The 20,252-nt window shown below is 71.0% G+C and carries 14 protein-coding genes; 1 reads left to right on the plus strand and 13 read right to left on the minus strand.

From position 1 onward, the window contains the following. Nucleotides 1-90: 90 nt before the first annotated feature. Nucleotides 91-2,460, plus strand: a complete 2,370-nt coding sequence (locus ACOOE8_RS18175) for a PAS domain-containing sensor histidine kinase (RefSeq protein ID WP_420392801.1) — start codon at nt 91-93, stop codon at nt 2,458-2,460. Between the two features lie 8 nt (nt 2,461-2,468). Here the strand turns inward: ACOOE8_RS18175 and ACOOE8_RS18180 are convergent, their stop codons facing one another. The 13 genes from ACOOE8_RS18180 to dxs all read right to left on the minus strand — a co-directional run bounded on the left by ACOOE8_RS18180 (nt 2,469) and on the right by dxs (nt 20,068). Further along, nucleotides 2,469-3,110: a Uma2 family endonuclease gene (locus ACOOE8_RS18180; protein WP_420392802.1), complete on the minus strand. Its 642-nt coding sequence runs from the start codon at nt 3,108-3,110 to the stop codon at nt 2,469-2,471. A 12-nt stretch (nt 3,111-3,122) separates the two neighbouring features. Further along, nucleotides 3,123-5,924, minus strand: a complete 2,802-nt coding sequence (locus ACOOE8_RS18185; RefSeq protein WP_420392803.1) for a bifunctional [glutamine synthetase] adenylyltransferase/[glutamine synthetase]-adenylyl-L-tyrosine phosphorylase — start codon at nt 5,922-5,924, stop codon at nt 3,123-3,125. A gap of 3 nt (nt 5,925-5,927) precedes the next feature. Continuing rightward, nucleotides 5,928-7,298: an ATP-binding protein gene (locus ACOOE8_RS18190; protein ID WP_420392804.1), complete on the minus strand. Its 1,371-nt coding sequence runs from the start codon at nt 7,296-7,298 to the stop codon at nt 5,928-5,930. Between the two features lie 92 nt (nt 7,299-7,390). After that, on the minus strand, nt 7,391-8,071 hold the full coding sequence (locus ACOOE8_RS18195) for a response regulator transcription factor (protein ID WP_420392805.1): 681 nt from the start codon (nt 8,069-8,071) through the stop codon (nt 7,391-7,393). A gap of 73 nt (nt 8,072-8,144) precedes the next feature. Continuing rightward, the gene (locus tag ACOOE8_RS18200) at nt 8,145-9,677 is read right to left on the minus strand and encodes a Do family serine endopeptidase (protein WP_420392806.1); all 1,533 of its coding nucleotides are present in this window, start codon (nt 9,675-9,677) and stop codon (nt 8,145-8,147) included. A 102-nt stretch (nt 9,678-9,779) separates the two neighbouring features. Continuing rightward, the gene (locus ACOOE8_RS18205) at nt 9,780-11,015 is read right to left on the minus strand and encodes an alpha/beta fold hydrolase (RefSeq protein ID WP_420392807.1); all 1,236 of its coding nucleotides are present in this window, start codon (nt 11,013-11,015) and stop codon (nt 9,780-9,782) included. Between the two features lie 80 nt (nt 11,016-11,095). Beyond that, the gene (locus ACOOE8_RS18210) at nt 11,096-11,557 is read right to left on the minus strand and encodes a cytochrome c-type biogenesis protein (RefSeq protein ID WP_420392808.1); all 462 of its coding nucleotides are present in this window, start codon (nt 11,555-11,557) and stop codon (nt 11,096-11,098) included. Continuing rightward, complete coding sequence (locus tag ACOOE8_RS18215) at nt 11,554-13,533, minus strand: heme lyase CcmF/NrfE family subunit (protein ID WP_420392809.1); 1,980 nt, start codon at nt 13,531-13,533, stop codon at nt 11,554-11,556. The genes ACOOE8_RS18210 and ACOOE8_RS18215 overlap by 4 nt, the downstream gene beginning before the upstream one ends. Beyond that, nucleotides 13,530-14,030, minus strand: a complete 501-nt coding sequence (ccmE, locus tag ACOOE8_RS18220; RefSeq protein WP_420392810.1) for a cytochrome c maturation protein CcmE — start codon at nt 14,028-14,030, stop codon at nt 13,530-13,532. Before ccmE ends, ACOOE8_RS18215 begins: the two co-directional genes overlap by 4 nt. A 4-nt stretch (nt 14,031-14,034) precedes the next feature. Next, nucleotides 14,035-15,252, minus strand: a complete 1,218-nt coding sequence (ccmI, locus tag ACOOE8_RS18225; RefSeq protein ID WP_420392811.1) for a c-type cytochrome biogenesis protein CcmI — start codon at nt 15,250-15,252, stop codon at nt 14,035-14,037. A 272-nt stretch (nt 15,253-15,524) separates the two neighbouring features. Continuing rightward, nucleotides 15,525-16,898 carry a TolC family outer membrane protein gene (locus tag ACOOE8_RS18230; RefSeq protein ID WP_420392812.1) on the minus strand — a complete coding sequence of 458 codons (1,374 nt, stop codon included), beginning with the start codon at nt 16,896-16,898 and terminating at the stop codon, nt 15,525-15,527. A 377-nt stretch (nt 16,899-17,275) separates the two neighbouring features. Beyond that, a complete protein-coding gene (locus ACOOE8_RS18235) occupies nt 17,276-18,154 on the minus strand; it encodes an SMP-30/gluconolactonase/LRE family protein (RefSeq protein WP_420392813.1) in 879 nt (292 codons plus the stop codon). Between the two features lie 12 nt (nt 18,155-18,166). After that, nucleotides 18,167-20,068, minus strand: coding sequence for a 1-deoxy-D-xylulose-5-phosphate synthase (gene dxs, locus ACOOE8_RS18240; RefSeq protein ID WP_420394741.1), 1,902 nt, complete (start codon nt 20,066-20,068; stop codon nt 18,167-18,169). Nucleotides 20,069-20,252 lie beyond the last annotated feature (184 nt).

Below are 20,252 nucleotides of genomic sequence, written 5' to 3' on the forward strand. Positions count from 1 at the left end.
AGCACCGCAGCCACCACGGCGCGTGGCCGCGGCTCAGTGATGGGTCGCGTGCAGGCCCCACGCACGAGTGCTCGTCCTGCGGAAGTCTTGATGCGCATGGCCGAGGAGGTGATGCATCAGCCGCGCCAGGACACGCCGACGCGCGAGGGGCCGACGCCCGCCGAAGCGGCAGACGTCCCGGCACGAGCGCGACGGCCCCGCCCGGCGACGACGCCTCGCGCCGGCGCCGAGATGAGCGGTCACGTCCGCCTCCTCGCGGCGCCGAGCTACGGCCAGCTCCTTGCCCGGGAGCCGATTCTGCGCCGCGCAATTCCCCTCCTCACGGTGATGTTCATCCTGGTGATCGCAGCCTATCGCGTCGCGATCACGCTCGACCACCGCGAGCGCGACGTCGCACAGGCGCAGGCGCAGCTTACACTCATCGCAGCCAGCCTCGCCTCGGAGATCGCGCTCCAGGTCGCACGCGACGGGGCGCGGCCGATCGATGCCTTCGCCACGAGCCTGCCGCAGGACGTCACGGCCAACGGCCGCCTGGTCGCGCTCTTGGAGGGAGGCAGGATCACCGCCACCTCACCGTTCCGCGCCGACCTCGTCGACGGCCCCGTCCCCGTCCTCCTCGGTCGCAACCAGCCAATGACGACGTTCGGCAGACGCGCCGGCGTCCTGACCGTCGAGGGACCGATCGGCCCGCTGTACGCCACGGTCCACCACGTGGACGGTGCCGAGGCGAGCGTCGCGCTCACTCAGCCGCGCCGCCAGGTCCTGTCGGCCTGGCGCGAGGAGCTGTCCACCAACGCGGTGCTCTTCATGTGTACCGCCGGCGTCATCATCGTCGTCGTCTACGCGTTCTACGCGCAGTCGGCGCGGGCACGGTCCGCCGACCAGATCTACTCGGCCACCCGTGAGCGGATCGACACGGCGCTGACGCGGGGCCGCTGCGGCCTGTTCGACTGGGACGTCGCGCGCGGGCGCATGTTCTGGACGCAGTCGATGTTCGAGGTGCTCGGCATGACGCCGCGCGACGAGCTCATGGGCTTCCGGGAGGTGGCCGCCCTCGTCCACCCTGACGACGGCGGGCTCTACGAGATCGCCGAGCGCCAGCTGGTGTCCGGCGGCAAGGTGCTCGACCGCACCCTTCGCATGCGTCACGCCGATGGGCGCTGGATCTGGCTGAGGATGCGCGCCGAGCTCGTCCGCGACGAGGAGTCCGGCCGCCCCCACCTCATCGGCGTTGCACTCGACACCACCGAGCAGAAGCGCCTCGCCGAGCTGTCCGCCACCGCCGACATGCGGCTGCGCGACGCCATCGAGACCGTTTCAGAGGCGTTCGTCCTGTGGGACGCCAACAACCGCCTCGTCATGTGCAACACCAAGTACCAGGAGATGCACAACCTGCCCGACGACGCCGTCGGACCCGGAACGCCCTACCACGTGGTCATCGACGCGGCGCGTCAGCCGGTGGTCTCGGCGCAGCTCCTGTCCCAGTCCAACGGGCCGGACGACGAGCGCTCCTACGAGGCCGAGCTCGCCGGCGGGCGCTGGCTGCAGATCAACGAGCGCCGCACCAAGGACGGCGGCTTCGTCTCCGTCGGCACCGACATCACCGCCCTCAAGACCCATGAGGAGCGGCTGATGGAGTCGGAGAAGCGGCTCAAGACCAACGTCGTCGAGCTGCAGCGCGCCCGTCGCACCGCGGAGAACCAGACGCGTCAGTTGGCCGAGCTCGCCGAGAAGTACGCCGAGGAGAAGACCCGCGCCGAGGACGCCAACCGCGCCAAGTCGGAGTTCCTCGCCAACATCTCCCACGAGCTCAGGACGCCGCTCAACGCGATCATCGGCTTCTCGGAGATCATGAAGGGGAGGATGTTCGGCAACCTCGGCTCCCAGAAGTACGAGGAGTACTGCGCAGACATCCACCACTCCGGCACTTACCTCCTCGGCGTCATCAACGACATCCTCGACATGAGCCGCATCGAGGCGGGTCAGGTGGACCTGTCCATGGAGACGGTCGACCTGTCGGAGCTGTTCACCGAGGCGACGCGCATCATGACGCCCATCGCAGCGGAGAAGGCGATCACCCTCGCCTCGGCGATCTCCGACGGCATGCGCATCGAGGTCGACCGTCGCGCGATGAAGCAGATCCTGCTCAACCTCATGTCCAACGCGGTGAAGTTCACCCCGAACGACGGGTGCGTCACGACCCGTGCCCGGCTCGAGCGCGAGTGGGTGGTGATCGCGGTGGAGGACAACGGGATCGGCATTCCGAAGCGCGAGCTCGACCGGCTCGGTCAGCCCTTCGTGCAGGTGGAGAACCAGTTCACCAAGACGCACCAGGGCTCGGGGCTCGGCCTCGCCATCGCCCGCTCGCTCACCGAGCTCCATCGCGGCAAGATGGATATCCAGTCCGAGGTCGGTCAGGGCACGACGGTCACGGTGCGCCTCCCCCGCGCGTTCGGCTGAGCCGTCCGTCAGGTCGGGAGCGAGCGCTCCGCGGGTCCGAGCCGCGACCAGATGCGGTCGAGGTCAAGGGACAGCCCCGGCGGATCGAGGTCGATCACACCGCCTGTCGCAAACCGAGGCGAGTGAAGGCTCGTCGCCTGGCCGTAGTGCGCCGCGTCCCGCTCCTCGAGACGCACGTTGACGTAGTGCTCAAGGGTCGGGATGTTGGCGTACCGGCTCTGCTTCACGCTAGCATCGATCTTGTGCCGCGTCGGCGACGTCACCTCGACGATGACGGTGGGGTCGACGACGGCAAGCTGGTTCATCGGCAGCGGGCCGCCGCAGCGCACCATGGCGTCGGGCTCGTACTGCGTGCGCTCGTCGATCGCAACCGCCATGCCGTCGGTGTGGACCGTGCACGCCAGCCCTTTACGGTCCACGTCGAGCCGCAGCATGTGGGCGACCTCGAGCTTCGCGATGGCGTGCTGGTTGCGCTCGGCGTTCATCCTGACCTTCAGGCCGTCCCAGTCGGTCACGGCATCGGCCATGATGCGGAACGCCACGCCGTCGTGCAGCTCGTAGCGATGGCCGTCGGGCTGCTGGAGGTACCAGTCCAGGAACTCCTGCTGGGTCATGCGCGCAGACAGCGGCAGCGTCGTTACGACGTTCATGCCGGGACCGTATCACACCGGCCCGACGGGCCCAACGAGCTGCTCGAAGAGCGTGCGGACGGTGCTCCGGCGCTCGGCGATGTCAGCCTCGAGGAAGGCAAGGTCCGGCGCCTCTCCCGCCCGGACCAGGAGCCGCTGCAGCGCCGCCGGCGCGTCGGCGACCGTCAGCGACCCCTCGGAGGCGATGGACAGGAGCTGGGCGAGCCGCTGGTAGAACGCGTACGTGCCGGTGAGCGTCTCGCAGGCGTCCGCCGGCAGCGTCCCGTGGTCGCGCGCCCGCTCCAGCATCGCCACGGTGCCGGTATCCGCGGGCGCGAAGAGGCCGCGCGAGAGCACCGCGTGCTGCGCGATGAACTCGATGTCGACCTGCCCGCCAGCCATCAGCTTCAGCCCCGCCTCCGACTGGGCCGCCATCCGCGCTCGCATCGCGGCGATCTCGCGGCCGAGCTCCTCACGCTCGCGGTCCCTCGACAGCGCCTCGTGGATCACCGCCATCGCCTGCGCCGCCAGCCGCGCGTCGCCGGCGACGATGCGCGCGCGGGTCAGCGCCATATGCTCCCACGTCCACGCGCTCTCCGCGTGGTAGCGCGCGAAGGATCGGATGTGCGTCGCAAGCGGTCCGGCGCGACCGGACGGGCGCAGCCGCAGGTCCACCTCGTAGAGCGTGCCGCGGGCGGTGGGCGCGGCCAGCGCGGCGATGAAGCGCTGGGCGAGGCGCGTGTAGTAGTGCCCCGGCGAGAGCCCCTTCGCGCCGTCCGACTCCCCCGCGTCCGCATCGCAGTCGTAGAGGAACACCACGTCGAGGTCGCTGGTCGCGGTCATCTCCTGGCCGCCGAACTTGCCGAGCGCGAGGAGCGCCACCCCGCCGCCAGCGAGCCGCCCGTGCCGCACCTCGAAGGCCTCGCGTGCCACCTCGAGCGCCCGATCGACGGCGACGTCGGCAAGATCCGTCATCGCGCGGCTCGCCTCAGGGCCCGACAGCGAGCTCGTCAGCACGCGCACGTCGATGAGCAGCGCCTGCTCCTGACCGAACGTGCGCATGATATCCAGCTTGGCCTCATAGTCGGCCTCCCGCGCGACGAGTTCTTGGAGCTGCGTTGCCCAGACGTCGGGCTCGGCGAGCCGGCCGAAGAACTGCGGGTCGATGAGGACGTCGAGGAGGTGGGTCCTGCGCGCGAGCTCCGTCGCCAACCGCGGCGAGGTGGACACGATGAGGACGAGCGCGGCGATCAGCTCGCGGTGCCGGTCGAGCCGTGCGAGGAGCTCGACGCTGGCGGGCAGCCGAGCCAGGAAGTCGTCGAGGGCGGCGATCGTCGCTTCAGGGTCCGCGGAGGAGGCGACGGCGTGGCGCAGGTCGGGCTCGACCGCCCGCAGCAGGCGGCGCGAGCGCTCGCCCTTCAGCCCCGCGTGCCGGCCGGCGGTCCAGCCGTCCATGGCCGCCGCGAACGCCTCGGCGACCGGCGTCGGCACTGGGAAGCCGACCGCGACGGGGGCGAGCAGCGGGTTCGTCTGGCCGACCACACCGGTCAACGACGCGAAGTGGAGGTGCACACGCTCCAACGTGGCGAGCATCTCCTCTTCGAAGTCGGCGAGGCGCATCATGCGCGCGAGACGCGGAAGCCCCTCGGCCGCGGGCAGCACGTGGGTCTGCGCGTCGTCCACCATCTGCAGTCGATGCTCCACTCGGCGCAGCCGCTCGTAGGCGGCGGTGAGCTCGTCGCTCGGCTCTCGCGCGATCCAGCCTCGGGCTGCAAGCGCCTCCAGCATCTCCACCGTACGGCGCCCGCGCAGCGCGCGATCGCGCCCGCCCGCGATCCGCTGCAGGCTCTGGACGAAGAACTCGATCTCACGGATGCCGCCGCGCCCCAGCTTGACGTTGTGGCCGGGCAACGTCAGCGCGCCGGCACCGCGCACCGCGGCGATCTGGTCGCGCATCGCCATCGTGTCGTCGATCACCGTGAAGTCGTAGGCGAGGCGCCACACGGTGGGCTCGAGCGCGCGCAGGTAGGCGTTCCCGGCGGCGCGGTCGCCAGCCACCTGACGCGCCTTGATCATCGCCTGGCGCTCCCAGGCCCGTGCGCGGTTTTGGAAGTACGCGACCGCGGCGCGGGTGGACATGGCGACGGGCGTGGCGCCGGGATCGGGCCGCAGGCGCAGGTCGACGCGGAAGACGTAGCCATCCCCGGTCCGCGCCTGCAGGACCCGCGTCATGGCCTGAATCAGGCGGACCGCCTGCTTCCCGTCGATGCCGGCAGGCTCGGCACGGTCCGGGTCGAACAGCACCACGAGGTCGACGTCGGACGAGAAGTTGAGTTCCTCGCCGCCGAGCTTGCCGAGGGCGAGCACCACGAGGCCGCTCGTCTCGGGTTCGGGCGCGACGCCCTTCACCGCCGCGGCGAGGAGCACGCTGGCGAGCGCCGTCGCGATCGCCTCGTCGGCGACGGCGCTCAGCGCCTCCGTCACGGTGGCGACGTCCGCCCCGCCGAGGAGGTCGGCGAGCGCGACCGCGAGCGCGACGCGCCCCTTCGCCCGGCGCAGCCGCGCGCCGACGTCGGACACGTCGCCGGACGGGGCGACCCTCGCCTTGGCGACAGTCGCTCCGAGCGGCTGCGCGAGGAGGCCTGCGAGGTCGTCCGCGCCGCGCAGCATGGCGTGCTTCAGGTAGGGGGAGACCGCTGCGACCGTCGAGAGGGCAGCACGGCTTCCAGCGGGAAGCTCCGCGGCTCGCGTCGCGCCGAGCGCGGCGTCGAAGTCGCGATCGCCCGGGCCATCGAGGGGCACGAAGGTCGCCCCGAGCGGTGCGTCAGCGCTCACCGCTCAGCCGGCAAGTGGCAGGCGAACGCTCACCGCGAGCCCTGGACGCGCGTCCGTCAGCGTCAGCGTGCCACCGTGATGGCCGACGATCGCCTTCACCATGGACAGGCCGAGCCCTGCACCGGGCTTCGAACGCGCCGCATCCATGCGCACGAAGCGGTCGGTGAGGCGCCCCATGTCGGCCTCCGCGACCCCCTCTCCGTAATCGCGCACGGTCATCAACGCGGCGTCCCCATCTCGCCGGAGCGACAGCTCCACGACGTTTGGTGCACTGCGGCCATACTTGAGCGCGTTGTCGAGGAGGTTCGCGATCATGGTGCGCAGGAGCGTCGGCTCGCCGGGAACGATCAGGTCGCCCGCAACGTCGGCGACGAGGCGCACGCCGGCGTCCTCCGCTGCTGGGCCGTAGAACTCGCCCATGTCCGCGACCAGCCCCGACACGTCCACCCGCTCGAGCGCCACCGCAGCCACATGGCTCTCCACACGGGCGATGGTGAGGAGCGCGTCGAAGGTGCGGATGAGTTGGTCGCACGCGTCGAGGGCCGCGGTCAGCGCGCGCTCGCGGCCAGCCTCGTCGAGGCCTGCACGCAACGTCTCGTCGAGCCGGTTCCGCACCCGCGTGAGCGGCGTCTTGAGGTCGTGGGCGATGTTCTGCGACACCTCCTGAAGCCCCACGTGGAGGCGCTCGATCTCGTCGAGCATGGTGTTGACGCCTACTGCGAGGCGGTCGAACTCATCGCCCGAGCCGTCGGTCGGCAGGCGCCGCGTGAGGTCCCCGGCCACGAGCTGGCGCGTCGACCCGCCGATGGCGTCGACCTTGCGCAGGACGACGCGCGAGATGAACGCCCACGACGCGAGCGCGAGGACCGCGACGACCACCATCGCGCCACGGATCGAGCGGGAGATGATGGCGGAGAACTCGATCCGGTCCTCAACGTCGCGACCGACGAGGAGGCGGTAGCCCCCGCCCAGCACCGACAGCTTGGCGAGCGCCCTGTGCGTCGGCCCGTCGGACCCGTCGACCGCCGCGAGCCGGCGGTAGCGCACCGGGAAAATAGCGTCCGCACGCGCCTCGGCCGGATCGTAGATGAGCTCGGCGACGTTGCCGGCGATGGGGTTCCCGGAGAAGTCGGTGACGAGGTAGACGTTGGCGTCCGGACGCATGGAGCGACGCTCGATCGCCGCCATCACCTTGAAGAGGTTGTGCCGGCGAAACTCAGCGACGAGCTCAGCGCTCTCCCCCTCGATGGCCGCCTCGAGCTGGCGGTCGATGATGTCCTTCGTCGTGTTCGAGATGTAGGCGATGAGGCCGAGCGCCAAGGCGCCGAACACGACGAGGTAGACGATCGTCAGCTTAAAGGCGGTGGTACGCACGAGCCTCGCGCGCCGCGGCGACGCGGGACGACGCGCGCGAAGGGCGCGTCCGGCGAGTGCGCTCTGTTGCACGGCCACGTCGGTCCCTTCCGCTACTCCCCGTCCGCCCTGATCACATAACCCGCCCCCCGCACGGTATGCACCAATGGGCGGTCGAACATCTTGTCGATCTTACCGCGCAGGCGCGAGATATGGACGTCGATGACGTTGGTCTGTGGGTCGAAGTGGTAGTCCCAGACGTTCTCGAGCAGCATCGTGCGCGTCACCACCTGGCCGGCGTGGCGCATCAGGTACTCGAGCAGCCGGAACTCACGGGGCTGGAGCACGATTGGCTGCCCGGCGCGGCTCACGGTGTGCGACAGGCGGTCGAGCTCGAGGTCGCCGACGCGGTAGATCGCCTCGAACTCCGCGGTCTGCTTGCGCCGGGCGAGGGCCTCGACGCGGGCCAAGAGCTCGGTGAAGGCGTACGGCTTGGTGAGGTAGTCGTCACCACCGGACCGCAGCCCCTTCACCCGGTCGTCGACCTGGGAGAGGGCCGACAGGACGAGGATCGGCACGTGACGATCCTTGGCGCGCAGCGTCTCGATGAGCGAGAGCCCGTCGCGGCGCGGCAGCATGCGATCAACGACGAGGACGTCGTACTCCGTGGCGAGCGCCATCTCGAGGCCGGTCTCACCGTCGCCTGCGACGTCGCAGGCATGACCGGCCTCGTTCAGCGCGCGCGCAAGGTAGGACGCAGCGTCCGCGTCGTCCTCCACGATCAAGACTTTCATGGCGATGGTCCGAATGCGAACGGGGCCGGACGATGTCGCCCGGCCCCGCAGGTTGCCGACGAGGGCGGATCGCTCAGCCGCGCTCGCGCTCCTCGATGGGCACGGCGACGAAGCGGGCGTTCTCACCGCGCTGGAGCATCACGAGCATGTTCTCGCGGCCCTCCTCACGGGCACTCGACAGGCCCTCCTCGAGATCCTCGGTCGAGGCGACGTCGACGCCGTTGGCCTGGAGGATGACGTCACCACGCTCGACGCCCGCCTCCGCGGCAGCGCCGTCCGGGTCGATCTCGAGCACGGCGAGTCCATCGCTGTCGAGGTTCGCGCCGGACGCGGGGGCGAGACGCATGCCGAGCATCATGGAGGCGTCGTCGCGCGACGAGCGATCCTGCGAGGACGGACCCTCGTTGCTCGCCTCCTCGCTCTCCTCGCCGAGCCGGCCGAGGGTGACGTCGATGTCCTCCTCGGCACCGTCGCGCCAGACCGACAGGGTCACCACCGAGCCAGGCTCCTCGGCGGAGATGGCGCGGGCAAGGCCGCGAGGACCGTCGACCTGCTCGCCGTCCACCGCGATGATCGCGTCGCCGGTCCTGACGCCAGCCTCGGACGCCGGGCTGCCCGCCTGCGGCTCGGTCACGAGCGCGCCGACGACGTCGTCGCGGCCGATGCTCTCGGCGATCTGCGGCGTGATCGGCTGGATCTGGACGCCGAGCCAGCCGCGCGTGACGGACCCGTCGTCACGCAGGTCCGCGATGACGTCCTCCGCGATGGAGGCCGGGATCGCAAAGCCGATGCCCACCGAGCCGCCGGACGGCGAGTAGATCGCCGTGTTGACGCCGACGACGTTGCCCTTGAGGTTGAACGTCGGTCCGCCGGAGTTGCCGCGGTTGATCGGCGCGTCGATCTGGATGAAATCGTCGTAGGGGCCGGCGCCGATCTCGCGGCCGCGCGCCGACACGATGCCGGCGGTCACCGTACCGCCGAGGCCGAAGGGGTTGCCCACCGCCATCACCCAGTCTCCGACCCGCGTCTCCTGCGTGGCGAAGCTCACGAACGGAAGATCGCGCTCCCCCTCGACCTTGACGAGCGCGAGGTCGGTCTTGTCGTCGACGCCGATCACCTCGGCGGACAGCACCTCGCCGTCCTGAAGGACGACGTTGACCTCCTCGGCGCCGTCGACCACGTGCCCGTTGGTCACAACGTAACCGTCGGCGGAGATCAAGAAGCCGGAGCCCTGGCCGGAGGAGAAGCGGCGGTTGCGGTCGCCACGGCGATCGCCGCGCTCACCCCGGTTGCCGAAGCGCTCCTCGAACTCCTCGAAGAAGTCGAACGGCGAGCCCTCGAAGCCGCGGAACTGCGACAGGCTCGGGTTGCGCTGGCTCTTCACCTGGATGGAGACGACCGCCGGGCTGACGCGATCGACGATGTCGGCGAAGCTCGGGGCGTTCTCCTGGACGGTCGGCGGCACCTGCTCGGACAAGTTCTGAGCCTGCGCCGGGGTGGCGCCGCCGCCGTGGAGGACCGTCGCGCCGGCTGCGCCCATCAAGAACGTCCCGGCGAGCAGCAGGGCCACCCGTCGCTTGCTCGCCTCGGCAAAGTTCAAACCCATACGTGACTCCTGTGGGATGGGGACCTGATGGTCGCCCGCCAAGGTAGGCGGCGGCAGGTTACACGGCGCTGTCCGCGGTGTGACATTTTGGTAAGCCTGCGATCAATCCACGGTCCGGGTGACCACGGCAGCTCCGCGTTCCAGCGAGCGATGGACCGGGCACTTGTCGGCGATCTCCAGGAGCTTGTCGCGCTCGGCGGGACTGGTGCCTGGGGCGAAGCGGATGCGCCGCTCGAACCGGTCGATGCGGCCGTCGCTGCCGGGCGCGGCGTCGGCGCAATCCTCGCAGTCCCTTGCGTGCACCTTGCCGTGGGCGACGTCGACGGTCGCCTCGACCGTCCAGCCCTTGCCCTCGGCGTAGAGCCGCATCGTCATCACCGTGCAGGCGGCGAGCCCCGCGGCGACGAGGTCGTAGGGCGTCGGCCCCGACGCGTCGCCGCCGACGTCCTCCGGCTCGTCCGCTCGCAGCCGGTGGTTCCCCACCGCAAGGTCGGTGCGGAACCGTCCCCCCGCGTCGGTGGCGCGGACGCCGTCGTGCTCGGAGGGCAGCACGGCCGGCGCGCCCTCCTGATCCGCCGGTGCCCCAGCAGCGACGTAGCGGCTCGCCCATGCGGCGATGACGTCGGCGGCGTAGTCCGCGTGGCGGCGGGCGGACAGGAGGTGGTCGGCGTCGTCGAGGGAGACGAAGCTCTTCGGGTGCTTGGCCGCCAAGAAGATGCGGGTCGCGTTGTCGATGCCGACGACCTCGTCGCGCGGGGCGTGCATCACGAGGAGCGCTGCGCGCAGCGACGCGACGTCGGCCTCCAGCGCCTGCGCGCGTAGGTCGTCGACGAACTCGCGACGGATGGTGAACGTGCGGCCGGCAAGCGAGACCTCCGCGGCGCCCTCCGCCTCGATGCGTGCCAGGTCGGCGGAGAACTGCTCGGCGACGTGGGCGACGTCCGCCGGCGCCCCGATGGTCGCGACGGCCCTCACCTCGGGGATGCGGCCGGCGGCGGCGAGGACCGCGGCGCCGCCAAGGGAGTGCCCGACGAGGAGCGTCGGAGCGCCGATCCCGTCGCGCATCGCATCGGCCATCTTCACGAGGTCGCCGACGTTGGAGGAGAAGTACGTGGAGGCGAACTCGCCCTCCGACGATCCGAGCCCGGTGAAGTCGAACCGGACCGTTGCAATCCCCCGCTCGGCGAGGCGGCGGGCGATCGTGCGGGCGGCGAAGATGTCCTTGCCGCAGGTGAAGCAGTGCGCGAACAACGCGACTGCGCGGGTCTCGCTGCTGGGTCGATCGATCCGCGCGGCGAGCTTGGCGCCAAGCGCGCCCTCGACCTCGAGCTTATCCATGGATCCCTCCGCGCGCTCGGGCGGATGTAGCGCGGCGTTCGCCCGCGGCGCAAACCAGTCCTCGCCCACCTGGTGATCGGCTAGCGCCGCGGTGCGTCCCTCAAGATGGCGGACAGCGCCGCCTCCTCCGCATCGGACAGCGCGTCGGCGGGAGCGGGACGACGCCTGCGCAGGTAGAGCGCGCTCGCGAAGAGCGCGACCGTCACGACGAGGAACGGCAGGCCCCACAGGAGCACGGTGGCCGACGTCAGCGGCGGCCGCAGCCGAACGAACGCGCCGTAGCGCTCGACGAGGTAGTCCACGACCTCGCCGTCGGTGTCCCCCGCAACGAGCCGCTCGCGCACGAGCAGGCGCAGGTCCTTGGCAAGGTCCGCATCGGAATCGTCGATGGACTGGTTCTGGCAGACGACGCACCTCAGCTCGCGCGAGATCTCACGGGCCCGCGCCTCCAGCGTCGGGTTGTCGAGCTGCTCGGACGGGTTCGCCGCGAGCCCCGGCGTCGCGGCGATCCAGGCGGCGAGGAGGATTGCGAGGCGCCTCACGCGCGAGCCGCTGCAACTCGCGAAGGCCGCCGGGCGGGCGCGGGCAGCCCGATCCTGAGTCGGCGGTCGGCGAGGGAGACGAGGCCTCCGAGCGCTGCCACCACGGCGCCGATCCAGATGAGGAGAACCATCGGCTTGTGGAACAGGCGCACGACGATGGCATCGCCCGACGCCTCGCCGAGGGTCACGTAGAGCTGCGACACGCCGACGGTGTGGATCGCCGCCTCGGTGGTCGGCATCTCCCGGGCCGGGTACATCCTGCGCGCAGGCTCCATTGTGGTGATCGCGCGCCCGCCGCGCGAGACGGAGAAGATCGCCACCGCGTCGGTGTAGTTCGGCCCGGCACGCTGCTCGGCTCGCTCGAGCGTCAGCGTGTAGCCCGCCACCGCGACGCTGTCGCCGGAGCCCATGTCGCGGATCACCTCGGTCTCGAACGCCGACAGTCCCGCGATGCCGAGGACGGTGAGCCCGACGCCGAGGTGGCCGAGCGCGCCGCCCCACGTGGAACGCGGCAGCCCGGCGAGCCGCTGCAGGCGCCCGCCGCGGGACGCGCTCTGCGACCGCAGCCACACCTCGGCGAAGCTGCCGACGACGACGTAGACGCCGAGGGCGACCCCGATCGAAGCCGTCAGCGCGGTCTCCTCCCCCGCGAGCCAGGCCGCCGCGGCCGCCGCGACGACGCCGAGCGCCGCTGCAGGGATGAGCCTCTGCGCTGCCGCAGCCGCATCACCGCGCTTCCAGGCGAGCAGCGGGCCCGCCGGCAGCAGGGCCAGCAGCGGCACCATCAGGGGGACGAAGGTGAGGTTGAAGTAGGGCGGACCCACCGAGATCTTCTCCCCCGTCAGCGTCTCGAGCACCAACGGGTAGAGCGTGCCGACGAGCACGGTGACGCACGCCGTCGTCAGGAACACGTTGTTGAACACGAGGGCACCCTCGCGGCTCATCGGCGCGAACGCCCCGCCCACCTTCAGCGTGCCTGCGCGCAGCGCAAAAAGGAGAAACGCGCCGCCGATGAACACCGACAGGATGATGAGGATCACGAGGCCCCGCGTCGGGTCCGTGGCAAAGGCGTGGACCGAGGTCAGCACCCCCGAGCGCACCAGAAAGGTGCCGAGGAGCGACAGTGAGAAGGTGACGAGCGCGAGGAGGATGGTCCACACCTTCAGCGCGTCGCGCTTCTCCATCACGGCAGCCGAGTGGAGGAGCGCGGTGCCCGCGAGCCAGGGCATGAACGAGGCGTTCTCGACCGGGTCCCAGAACCACCAGCCGCCCCAGCCGAGCTCGTAGTACGCCCAGTAGGACCCCATGGCGATGCCGAGCGTGAGGAACACCCACGAGCCGAGCACCCAGGGCCGCACCCAGCGCGCCCAGGCTGCGTCGAGCCGCCCCTCGATGAGCGCTGCCACCGCGAAGGCGAACACGATGGAGAAGCCGACGTAGCCGACGTAGAGCAGCGGCGGGTGGATCGCGAGCCCGATGTCCTGGAGGAGCGGGTTGAGGTCCTGCCCCTCCGCGGGGGCCGGAAAGATGCGGGCGAAGGGGTTCGATGTGGCGAGCACGAAGGCGAGGAACGCCGCCGAGATCCAGCCCTGGACCGACACCACGGTCGCCCGCAGCGAGGCCGCCATGTGCCGCCCGAGCGTCGCGGCGAGCAGGCCGAACAGGGTCAGGATGAGGATCCACAGGAGCATGGACCCCTCGTGGTTCCCCCACACGCCCGAGACCTTGTAGACGAGCGGCTTCAGCGAGTGCGAGTTCTCGTAGACGTTGGCGAGCGAGAAGTCGGAGCGCACGTAGGCGGCGGTGAGCGACGCGAAGGCGAGCGCGACGAGGGCGAACGCCGCGCCCGCCGTCGGTGCGGCCATCGCCATCAGCCGCGCGTCGCCGAGGCGGGCGCCAAGGATGGGCGCCACCGACTGGACGAGCGCGACGGCGAGCGCAAGGACCAGCGCGAAGTGACCCAGCTCGTTGATCATCCACCCCCCTCCGCCGGCGATGGCGCGGCGCTCTGCCCCTCCATGCCGGTCCGCGATCCTTCGCGCCAGCGGCCTTGCTCCTTCAGCGCGTCGACGACCTCCTTGGGCATGTACGTCTCGTCATGGCGGGCCAGCACCGTGTCGGCGATGAGCATGCCCGACGGGTCGAGGACGCCCTCGGTCACGACCCCCTGCCCCTCGCGGAAGAGGTCCGGCAGGATGCCGGTGAAGCTCACTCGGACGCGGCTCACGCGGTCGGTGACGGCGAAGCCGACGAGGCCGTCCGCGCCACGCGTCACCGAGCCGTCCTCGACGAGGCCGCCCAGCCGCACGCGCGCGCCCGGGGCGTGCGCCTCGTGGGCGAGCTCGGTCGGGGTGGCGGCGTAGGTGATGCGCTCGCCGAGCCCGTAGAGCACCAGCGCCGTCGCGGCGGCGAGCGCGAGGCCGGCCGTCGCGATCAGCGTCAGGCGTCGCGCCCTCCGCCCCTGGCGGGTCATCGCCTCACTCCGTCACCGGGCGGTCGTCGCCAACCGCGGCTGCAAACCGTGCGCGCTGGGCGTCGGCGAGGGACGCCATCGCCGTCTCCCGCGCCGACCGCGCCGCATCGCCGCGGCCGAGCGCCTCGTAGGATCGAACGAGCCTTGCCCACTCGTCCGCGGTGCCGCCCTCCGCCTCGAGCCGCGCGGCGAGGCGGGCCACCATGCCCTCGATCATCGCGTTGCGCGCGCTGGGATCCAGCTCCGCGGCCGCGGCGACCAGGCCCTGCGAGGGGCCGCGCGGCGTCGCGTCACCCGTCGTCCCAAGCGTCGGACCCACGGAGGCAGGCGGCGGCTCGACGGTCAGGACGTCGGCGACCGTGGGCGAGCGTGGGCCCGCGGCGTCGATGCGCGCGAGCTCTGCCTCCGCGATGGGACGCCAGGGCGCGCCGTCCCGAACGTCCTCCAGCAGCCTCATCCAGCGGCCGCGCGCCTCCTGAAGGAGGCCGCGCTGACGCTCGGCGATGGCGAGGAAGATCTGCGCGCGCTCCGCATCGGGGTCGAGCGCCTCGGCGCGCCGCAGCAACTCGAGCGCCTCGTCGGTCACCACTCCGCCAGCAGCGAACGTCACGGACTGCGCTTGCCCGGTCAGCAGCCCGGCGTCCTCCCCGAGGAGCGTTCCGGCACGGTCGAACGCCGCCGCCGCCTCTACGAAGCGGCGCGCCTGCAGGTAGAGCGGCGCGACCGAGGCCCATAAGCCGCCATCCGATGGACGCTGCTCGAGCTGTGCCTCGAGGCTTGCGACAAGGGCGTCGCGGTCACCCGGATCGAGCGGTGCGCCGCGGGCGGCGAGCGGCTGATCCCCGTAGCCCGGCATGCCAAGGACGACGTAGCCAGCCGCACTCGTCAGCGACACCGCGAGGGCGACCCCGCCGGCCGTCAGGAAGCGGCGGCCACCGACCGTCGGGGCAGCGCCTGCGCCCCGATGGGCCCGCAGCAGCCTTCGCGCCACCTCGGAGCGCGCCGCCTCGGCATCGGCGTCAGCAAGGACGCCGCGTGCGACGTCGGCGTCGATCTCCTCGAGCTGCGCCGCGTAGACCGACGCGTCCGATCCGCCCACCGCCGCGCTGCGACGCGCGAGGAGCGGGTAAAGGACGATGCCGAGCGTGACCGCGGCGAGGCCGGCGAACGGGAACCACAACTCCATGCCGTAGTTTTTGGGCGTGCGCGCGGGCGGACGCAAGGGTCAGGCATCCGCGACTCTGTCGACGTGCCCGACACTTCGATGCCGTCCGGCGATCGGCGCGATGTCGCAGCGCAGCTCGCGCCCCATCGGGCGGCGTTCAACCGTTCAGCGGATCACGCGCGCCGCGTCGTGGGCCTTGCTCGTCACGCCCTCACGTCACGCCGGATGCCGCAGGAGCCGCACTTCGAGCTGCAGCCCTCGAACCCTCCGGCCGAGCGGACGGGAGGCCGCGCCTGCTGCCGGGAGATCGACGGAACGGTCGCCCGCGCTCAGCGGCCGTCCGGGGTGCGGAAGCCGTACCACTTGCCGCGCACGGCGTCGGTGTGCTCGGCGGGCTGGTACTCGTTCACGCTGAGGCCGAGCCGGCGCGCGTTGAGCTGGCCGATGTCGGCGAGGAGCTGGAACGCGTTGGCGTCCCTGTTGCGCGCGGCCTGCGCCAGGGTGATCTGCGCGACGATGAGCTCGCGCTGGGCATCGAGGACGTCGAGCGTGGTGCGCTGGCCGACCCGCTGCTCCTCGACGACCCCTTGCAGCGCGAGCTGGGCGGAGAACACGCCGGTCTGGGCGTTGAAGATGCTGCGCACCGAGGCTTGGAAGGCGGACCAGGACGTCGCCACCCGCTGGCGGATGACGTCGCGCGCGACGTCGACCTGGATCCGGGCTGCACCAAGGTTCTCCTTCGCCTGGCGGACCTGCGCTGAGACGAGCCCACCCTGGTAGATCGGCACGGTCACGTTGAGGCCGATCTGGGCGTTGTCGGTGCGGTCGACCTGCGTCGACGGCTCGAGCGTCGTCGAGCCCTCCACGAAGGCGTTGACCGTGGGCAGCGCGCGGCCGCTCAGCTCGGCGACGTTGAACAGGTTGACGTCGACGTCGTGCAACGCCGAGATGATGTCGGGATGGTTGTTCTGCGCGATGTCGAAGGCCGCTTCGAGCGATCTTGGAAGCAGCCGCTCCACGTTGTAGTTGTCACGCAGGTTCCTCGCCGTCAGTCCGGTGACTTGTCGGTAGTCGGCCTGGGCGGCGGCAAGGTTCGCGACCGCGAAGTTGAGCGACGTCTGCGCCTGCGCGCGACGGGCCTCGGCCTGGCTGACGTCGGTGCGGGTCCCCTCGCCCACCTCGAACCGGTCCTGGGCGGCGCGCACCTGCTCGCCGAGGAACTCCACATCGTTCTGCCTGAGACCGACGATCTGGCCGTTCTGCAGGATGTCGAGGAACGAAACGGCCGCCGCGAGGAGCACCTGCTGCTCGGTGCTCTCAAGGTTGGAGCGCCCGGCGCGCACCGCCGCCTCCGCGCCGCGGATGGCGTTGCGCGTCTGGAACCCCTCGAACAGCGGCTGGGTGAGGCGGACGCGGAAGGTCGAGCGCGCCACGCCGTCCGTCGCATCGTTGCCGCGGGAGAGGTCGCCCGTGGCGGGGTTCCGCACGACCCCCGAGAAGTTGGTCCGCGTCGTCGCGTTGAGGTAGTCGAACGTGCCTTGGATGACCGGTCGGTTGCCCGAGCGGGCGATGGCGATGTTCTCGTCCACGGCCCGAAGCTGAGCCCGGTCGACGTTGAGCGACGGGTTGGTGGAGTAGGCGGCGGCGAGCGATTCGGTCAGCGTCTGAGCGGTCACGGGCTGGGCCGCGAGCCATCCCAGCATCGCCACCGCGGCGGCCGAAGGCCTAAGAAGATGAGCCATTACGCGCGAACCCTTTGCGACCGCGCGACTAGTACCGGACCGCGCCTTCTTGGGAGAAGAACGCGGTGCCCCTTTCCACGCGGTTACGCTCGTGCGTCATGTCGTGTGAGGCATTTGCGCAACGAACGAAGCGACCGGACGGCGGATGCGCCTTCTGCCCGTCCGTGCTGGCACCTCGGGCCTAGTCCCCATCCGTCGCTGCGCGAGACCCTGCGGCCATGTTGCATGGACCGAGGAAGCAGTCGGCCCGGCGATCGAGGTGGGTGTCGATCCCGCCGAAGTATTTGACGCGTTCGCGCTGGCGGTCGACGGGTCGCCGCTGCGCCCTGTGCGGGTCCTCAGCCGCGGAAGCGCGCCGTCGGGACGCCGCCCACCGGCAGGCCGGTGATGGCGAAGAGGCCGCCGGCGTGCGGTTGATCCGCGCCTCGCGTGAGCCCGGCGGAGATCGTCGTGACGTAGAGCGTGTCCCGATCCGCTCCGCCGAACTCCGGCTTGGACGGCTTCTCCACGGGCATCTCGACGATCATGTCCACCGTGCCGTGCGGGGTCAGGCGCACGAGCTGCCAGCCCGACACGCCGGCCATCCAGTAGCAGCCGTCGGCATCGACGGTGGCGCCGTCCGGTCGTCCTGCGACGGCGCGGGTGTCGAAGTAGACGCGGCGGTTCGAGGGCGCGCCCTCGTCCGGATCGTAGTCGCACGCCCAGATGGTGCGCACGTCGGGGTGGGAGTCCGACAGGTACATGGTCCGCCCGTCCGGCGAAAATGCGAGGCCGTTGGTGGTGTGGATGCCATCCAGCCAGCGAATGACGCTGCGATCAGCGTCGACGCGCCAGAACGCGCCAGTGGCGCGCGATGGGTCGCCCATGCCCATGGAGCCGACCCACCATCGGCCTTGGCGGTCCGTCGCCGCGTCGTTGAAGCGGTTGTCCGGCAGGTCCGCCTCCGGGCTCGCGAACAGCGCCCGCTCGCCCGTCGCAAGGTCAAGGTCGTAAAGGCCCGACTTGGTGCCGATGACCGCACCACCGGCCTCGGTGAGGGCGAGACAGCCGACCTTCTCCCCGATGGCGATGGGCGGACGGGGACCCGTTGCAGGGTCGAAGGCGTGGACCGCCTCGCCGTCGATGTCGCACCACCAGAGCGCCTTCGCTCGGTCGTCCCAGGCCGCGCTTTCTCCGACCGTCGCGTGCGCATCGTGGACGAGCTCGACGGTGATCACGGCCGCGGCGCCTCAGGCGCGATTGGCGAGGGCCTCGACGCCGAGCGCCGACATGGCTGCCCGTACGATCCCGGCCGCGTCGAGCCCCGCGGCGGCAACCATCGTCTCCGGCTTGTCCTGGTCGACGAACGCATCCGGCATCGTCAGCGGGCGCACCTTGCAGCCCGCGTCGAGGACGCCCTCGCGCGCAAGGAGGGTGAGGACGTGGGCACCGAAGCCGCCGTCCGAGCCCTCCTCGACCGTGACGAGCACCTCGTGCTCACGCGCCAAGGCGAGGACGAGGTCGCGGTCGATGGGCTTGGCGAAGCGGGCGTCCGCCACCGTCGTCGAGAGCCCGCGGGCGGACAGCTCCTCGGCAGCGAGGAGGGCTGCCGAAAGCCGTCCGCCGAGGGACAGCACGGCGATGGTGTTCCCTTCCCGCAGGATGCGACCGCGGCCGATGTCGAGTGGCACACCGCGCTCCGGTAGGTCGACGCCGATGCCCTCGCCGCGCGGGTAGCGGAAGGCGATGGGTCCGTCGTCGTGGGCCGCGGCGGTCGCGACCATGTGGACGAGGTCCGCCTCGTCGCCGGCCGCCATCACCACGAAACCGGGTAGGCACGACAGGTACGCGATGTCGAAGGAGCCGGCGTGGGTGGAGCCGTCGGCGCCTACGAAGCCGGCGCGGTCGAGGGCGAAGCGCACCGGCAGCCCCTGGATAGCGACGTCGTGCACCACCTGGTCGTAGGCGCGCTGCAGGAACGTCGAGTAGATCGCGCAGAACGGCTTGAGGCCGCCCGCCGCGAGGCCGGCCGCGAAGGTGACGGCGTGCTGCTCGGCAATGCCGACGTCGAACGTGCGCTCGGGGAACACCTTTTCGAAGACGTCGATGCCCGTGCCCGACGGCATCGCCGCGGTGATCCCGATGACGCGGTCGTCCCGCTCAGCCTCGGCGACCAGCGCGCGGCCGAACACCTTCGTGTAGGCCGGCGCGTTGGACTTGCCCTTGCTCAGCTCGCCGGTGACGAAGTCGAACTTGCCGACGCCGTGATACTTGTCGGCCGAGTTGACCGCCGGCTCGTAGCCGTGGCCCTTTTCCGTAACGACGTGGACGAGGACCGGCTTGTTGTCCGCATCGCGGACGTTCTTGAGGACCGGCAGCAGGTGGTCGAGGTTGTGACCGTCGATGGGGCCGACGTAGTAGAAGCCGAGCTCCTCGAACAGCGTGCCGCCCATGGCGATGCCTTTGGCGAACTCCTCCGCCCGGGCCGCACCGCGCTCCACGAAGCGTGGCAGCCGCCGCACCAGGCCCTTCAGCGCCTCGCGCATGGTGACGTACGGCTCGCCCGAGGCCAGGCGCGCAAGGTACGCCGACATGGCACCGACGGGCGGCGCGATGGACATGTCGTTGTCGTTGAGGACGACGATGAGGCGGGCGTCGCGCGCGCCTGCGTTGTTCATCGCCTCGTAGGCCATGCCGGCGGACATCGCGCCGTCGCCGATCACCGCGATCACCTCGTTGTCGCCGCCGAGCAGGTCGCGAGCCGTGGCGAACCCGAGCCCGGCGGAGATCGAGGTGGAGGAGTGCGCCGCTCCGAACGGGTCGTAGGGGCTCTCGGAGCGCTTGGTGAAGCCGGACAGCCCGCCGCCCTGGCGCAGCGTCCCCATGCGATGGCGCCGACCGGTGAGCATCTTGTGCGGGTAGCACTGGTGGCCGACGTCCCAGATCAACGTGTCGCGCGGGGTGTCGAAGACGTAGTGCAGCGCCACGGTGAGCTCGACGACGCCGAGCGCAGAGCCGAGGTGGCCGCCGGTCGTCGACACGACCTCGATGAGCTCCTCGCGCAGCTCGTCGGCGAAGCGGGTGAGGTCGCGCTCGGGCAGCGCGCGCAGGTCCTTCGGAAACGTCACCCGATCGAGAAGCTCGCGCACCAGGTGCCTCTTTCGTTCCAACCTCACCCGACAATAGACGGGGCGGGGCGTCATTCAATCGGCCGCGTCGCACCGCCGCGACTGCGGCGCCCGCGCCGGCAGGAGCCGGCGGGGCATGCAGTCTGCCGCAGTTCACGACCTCGATAAAGAGGTGTCAACGCGATTGGACGCTGCGATCTGTCCAACT

The organism is Acuticoccus sp., assembly GCF_965213555.1.
In the GTDB taxonomy this organism is placed as follows: Bacteria; Pseudomonadota; Alphaproteobacteria; order Rhizobiales; family Amorphaceae; genus Acuticoccus.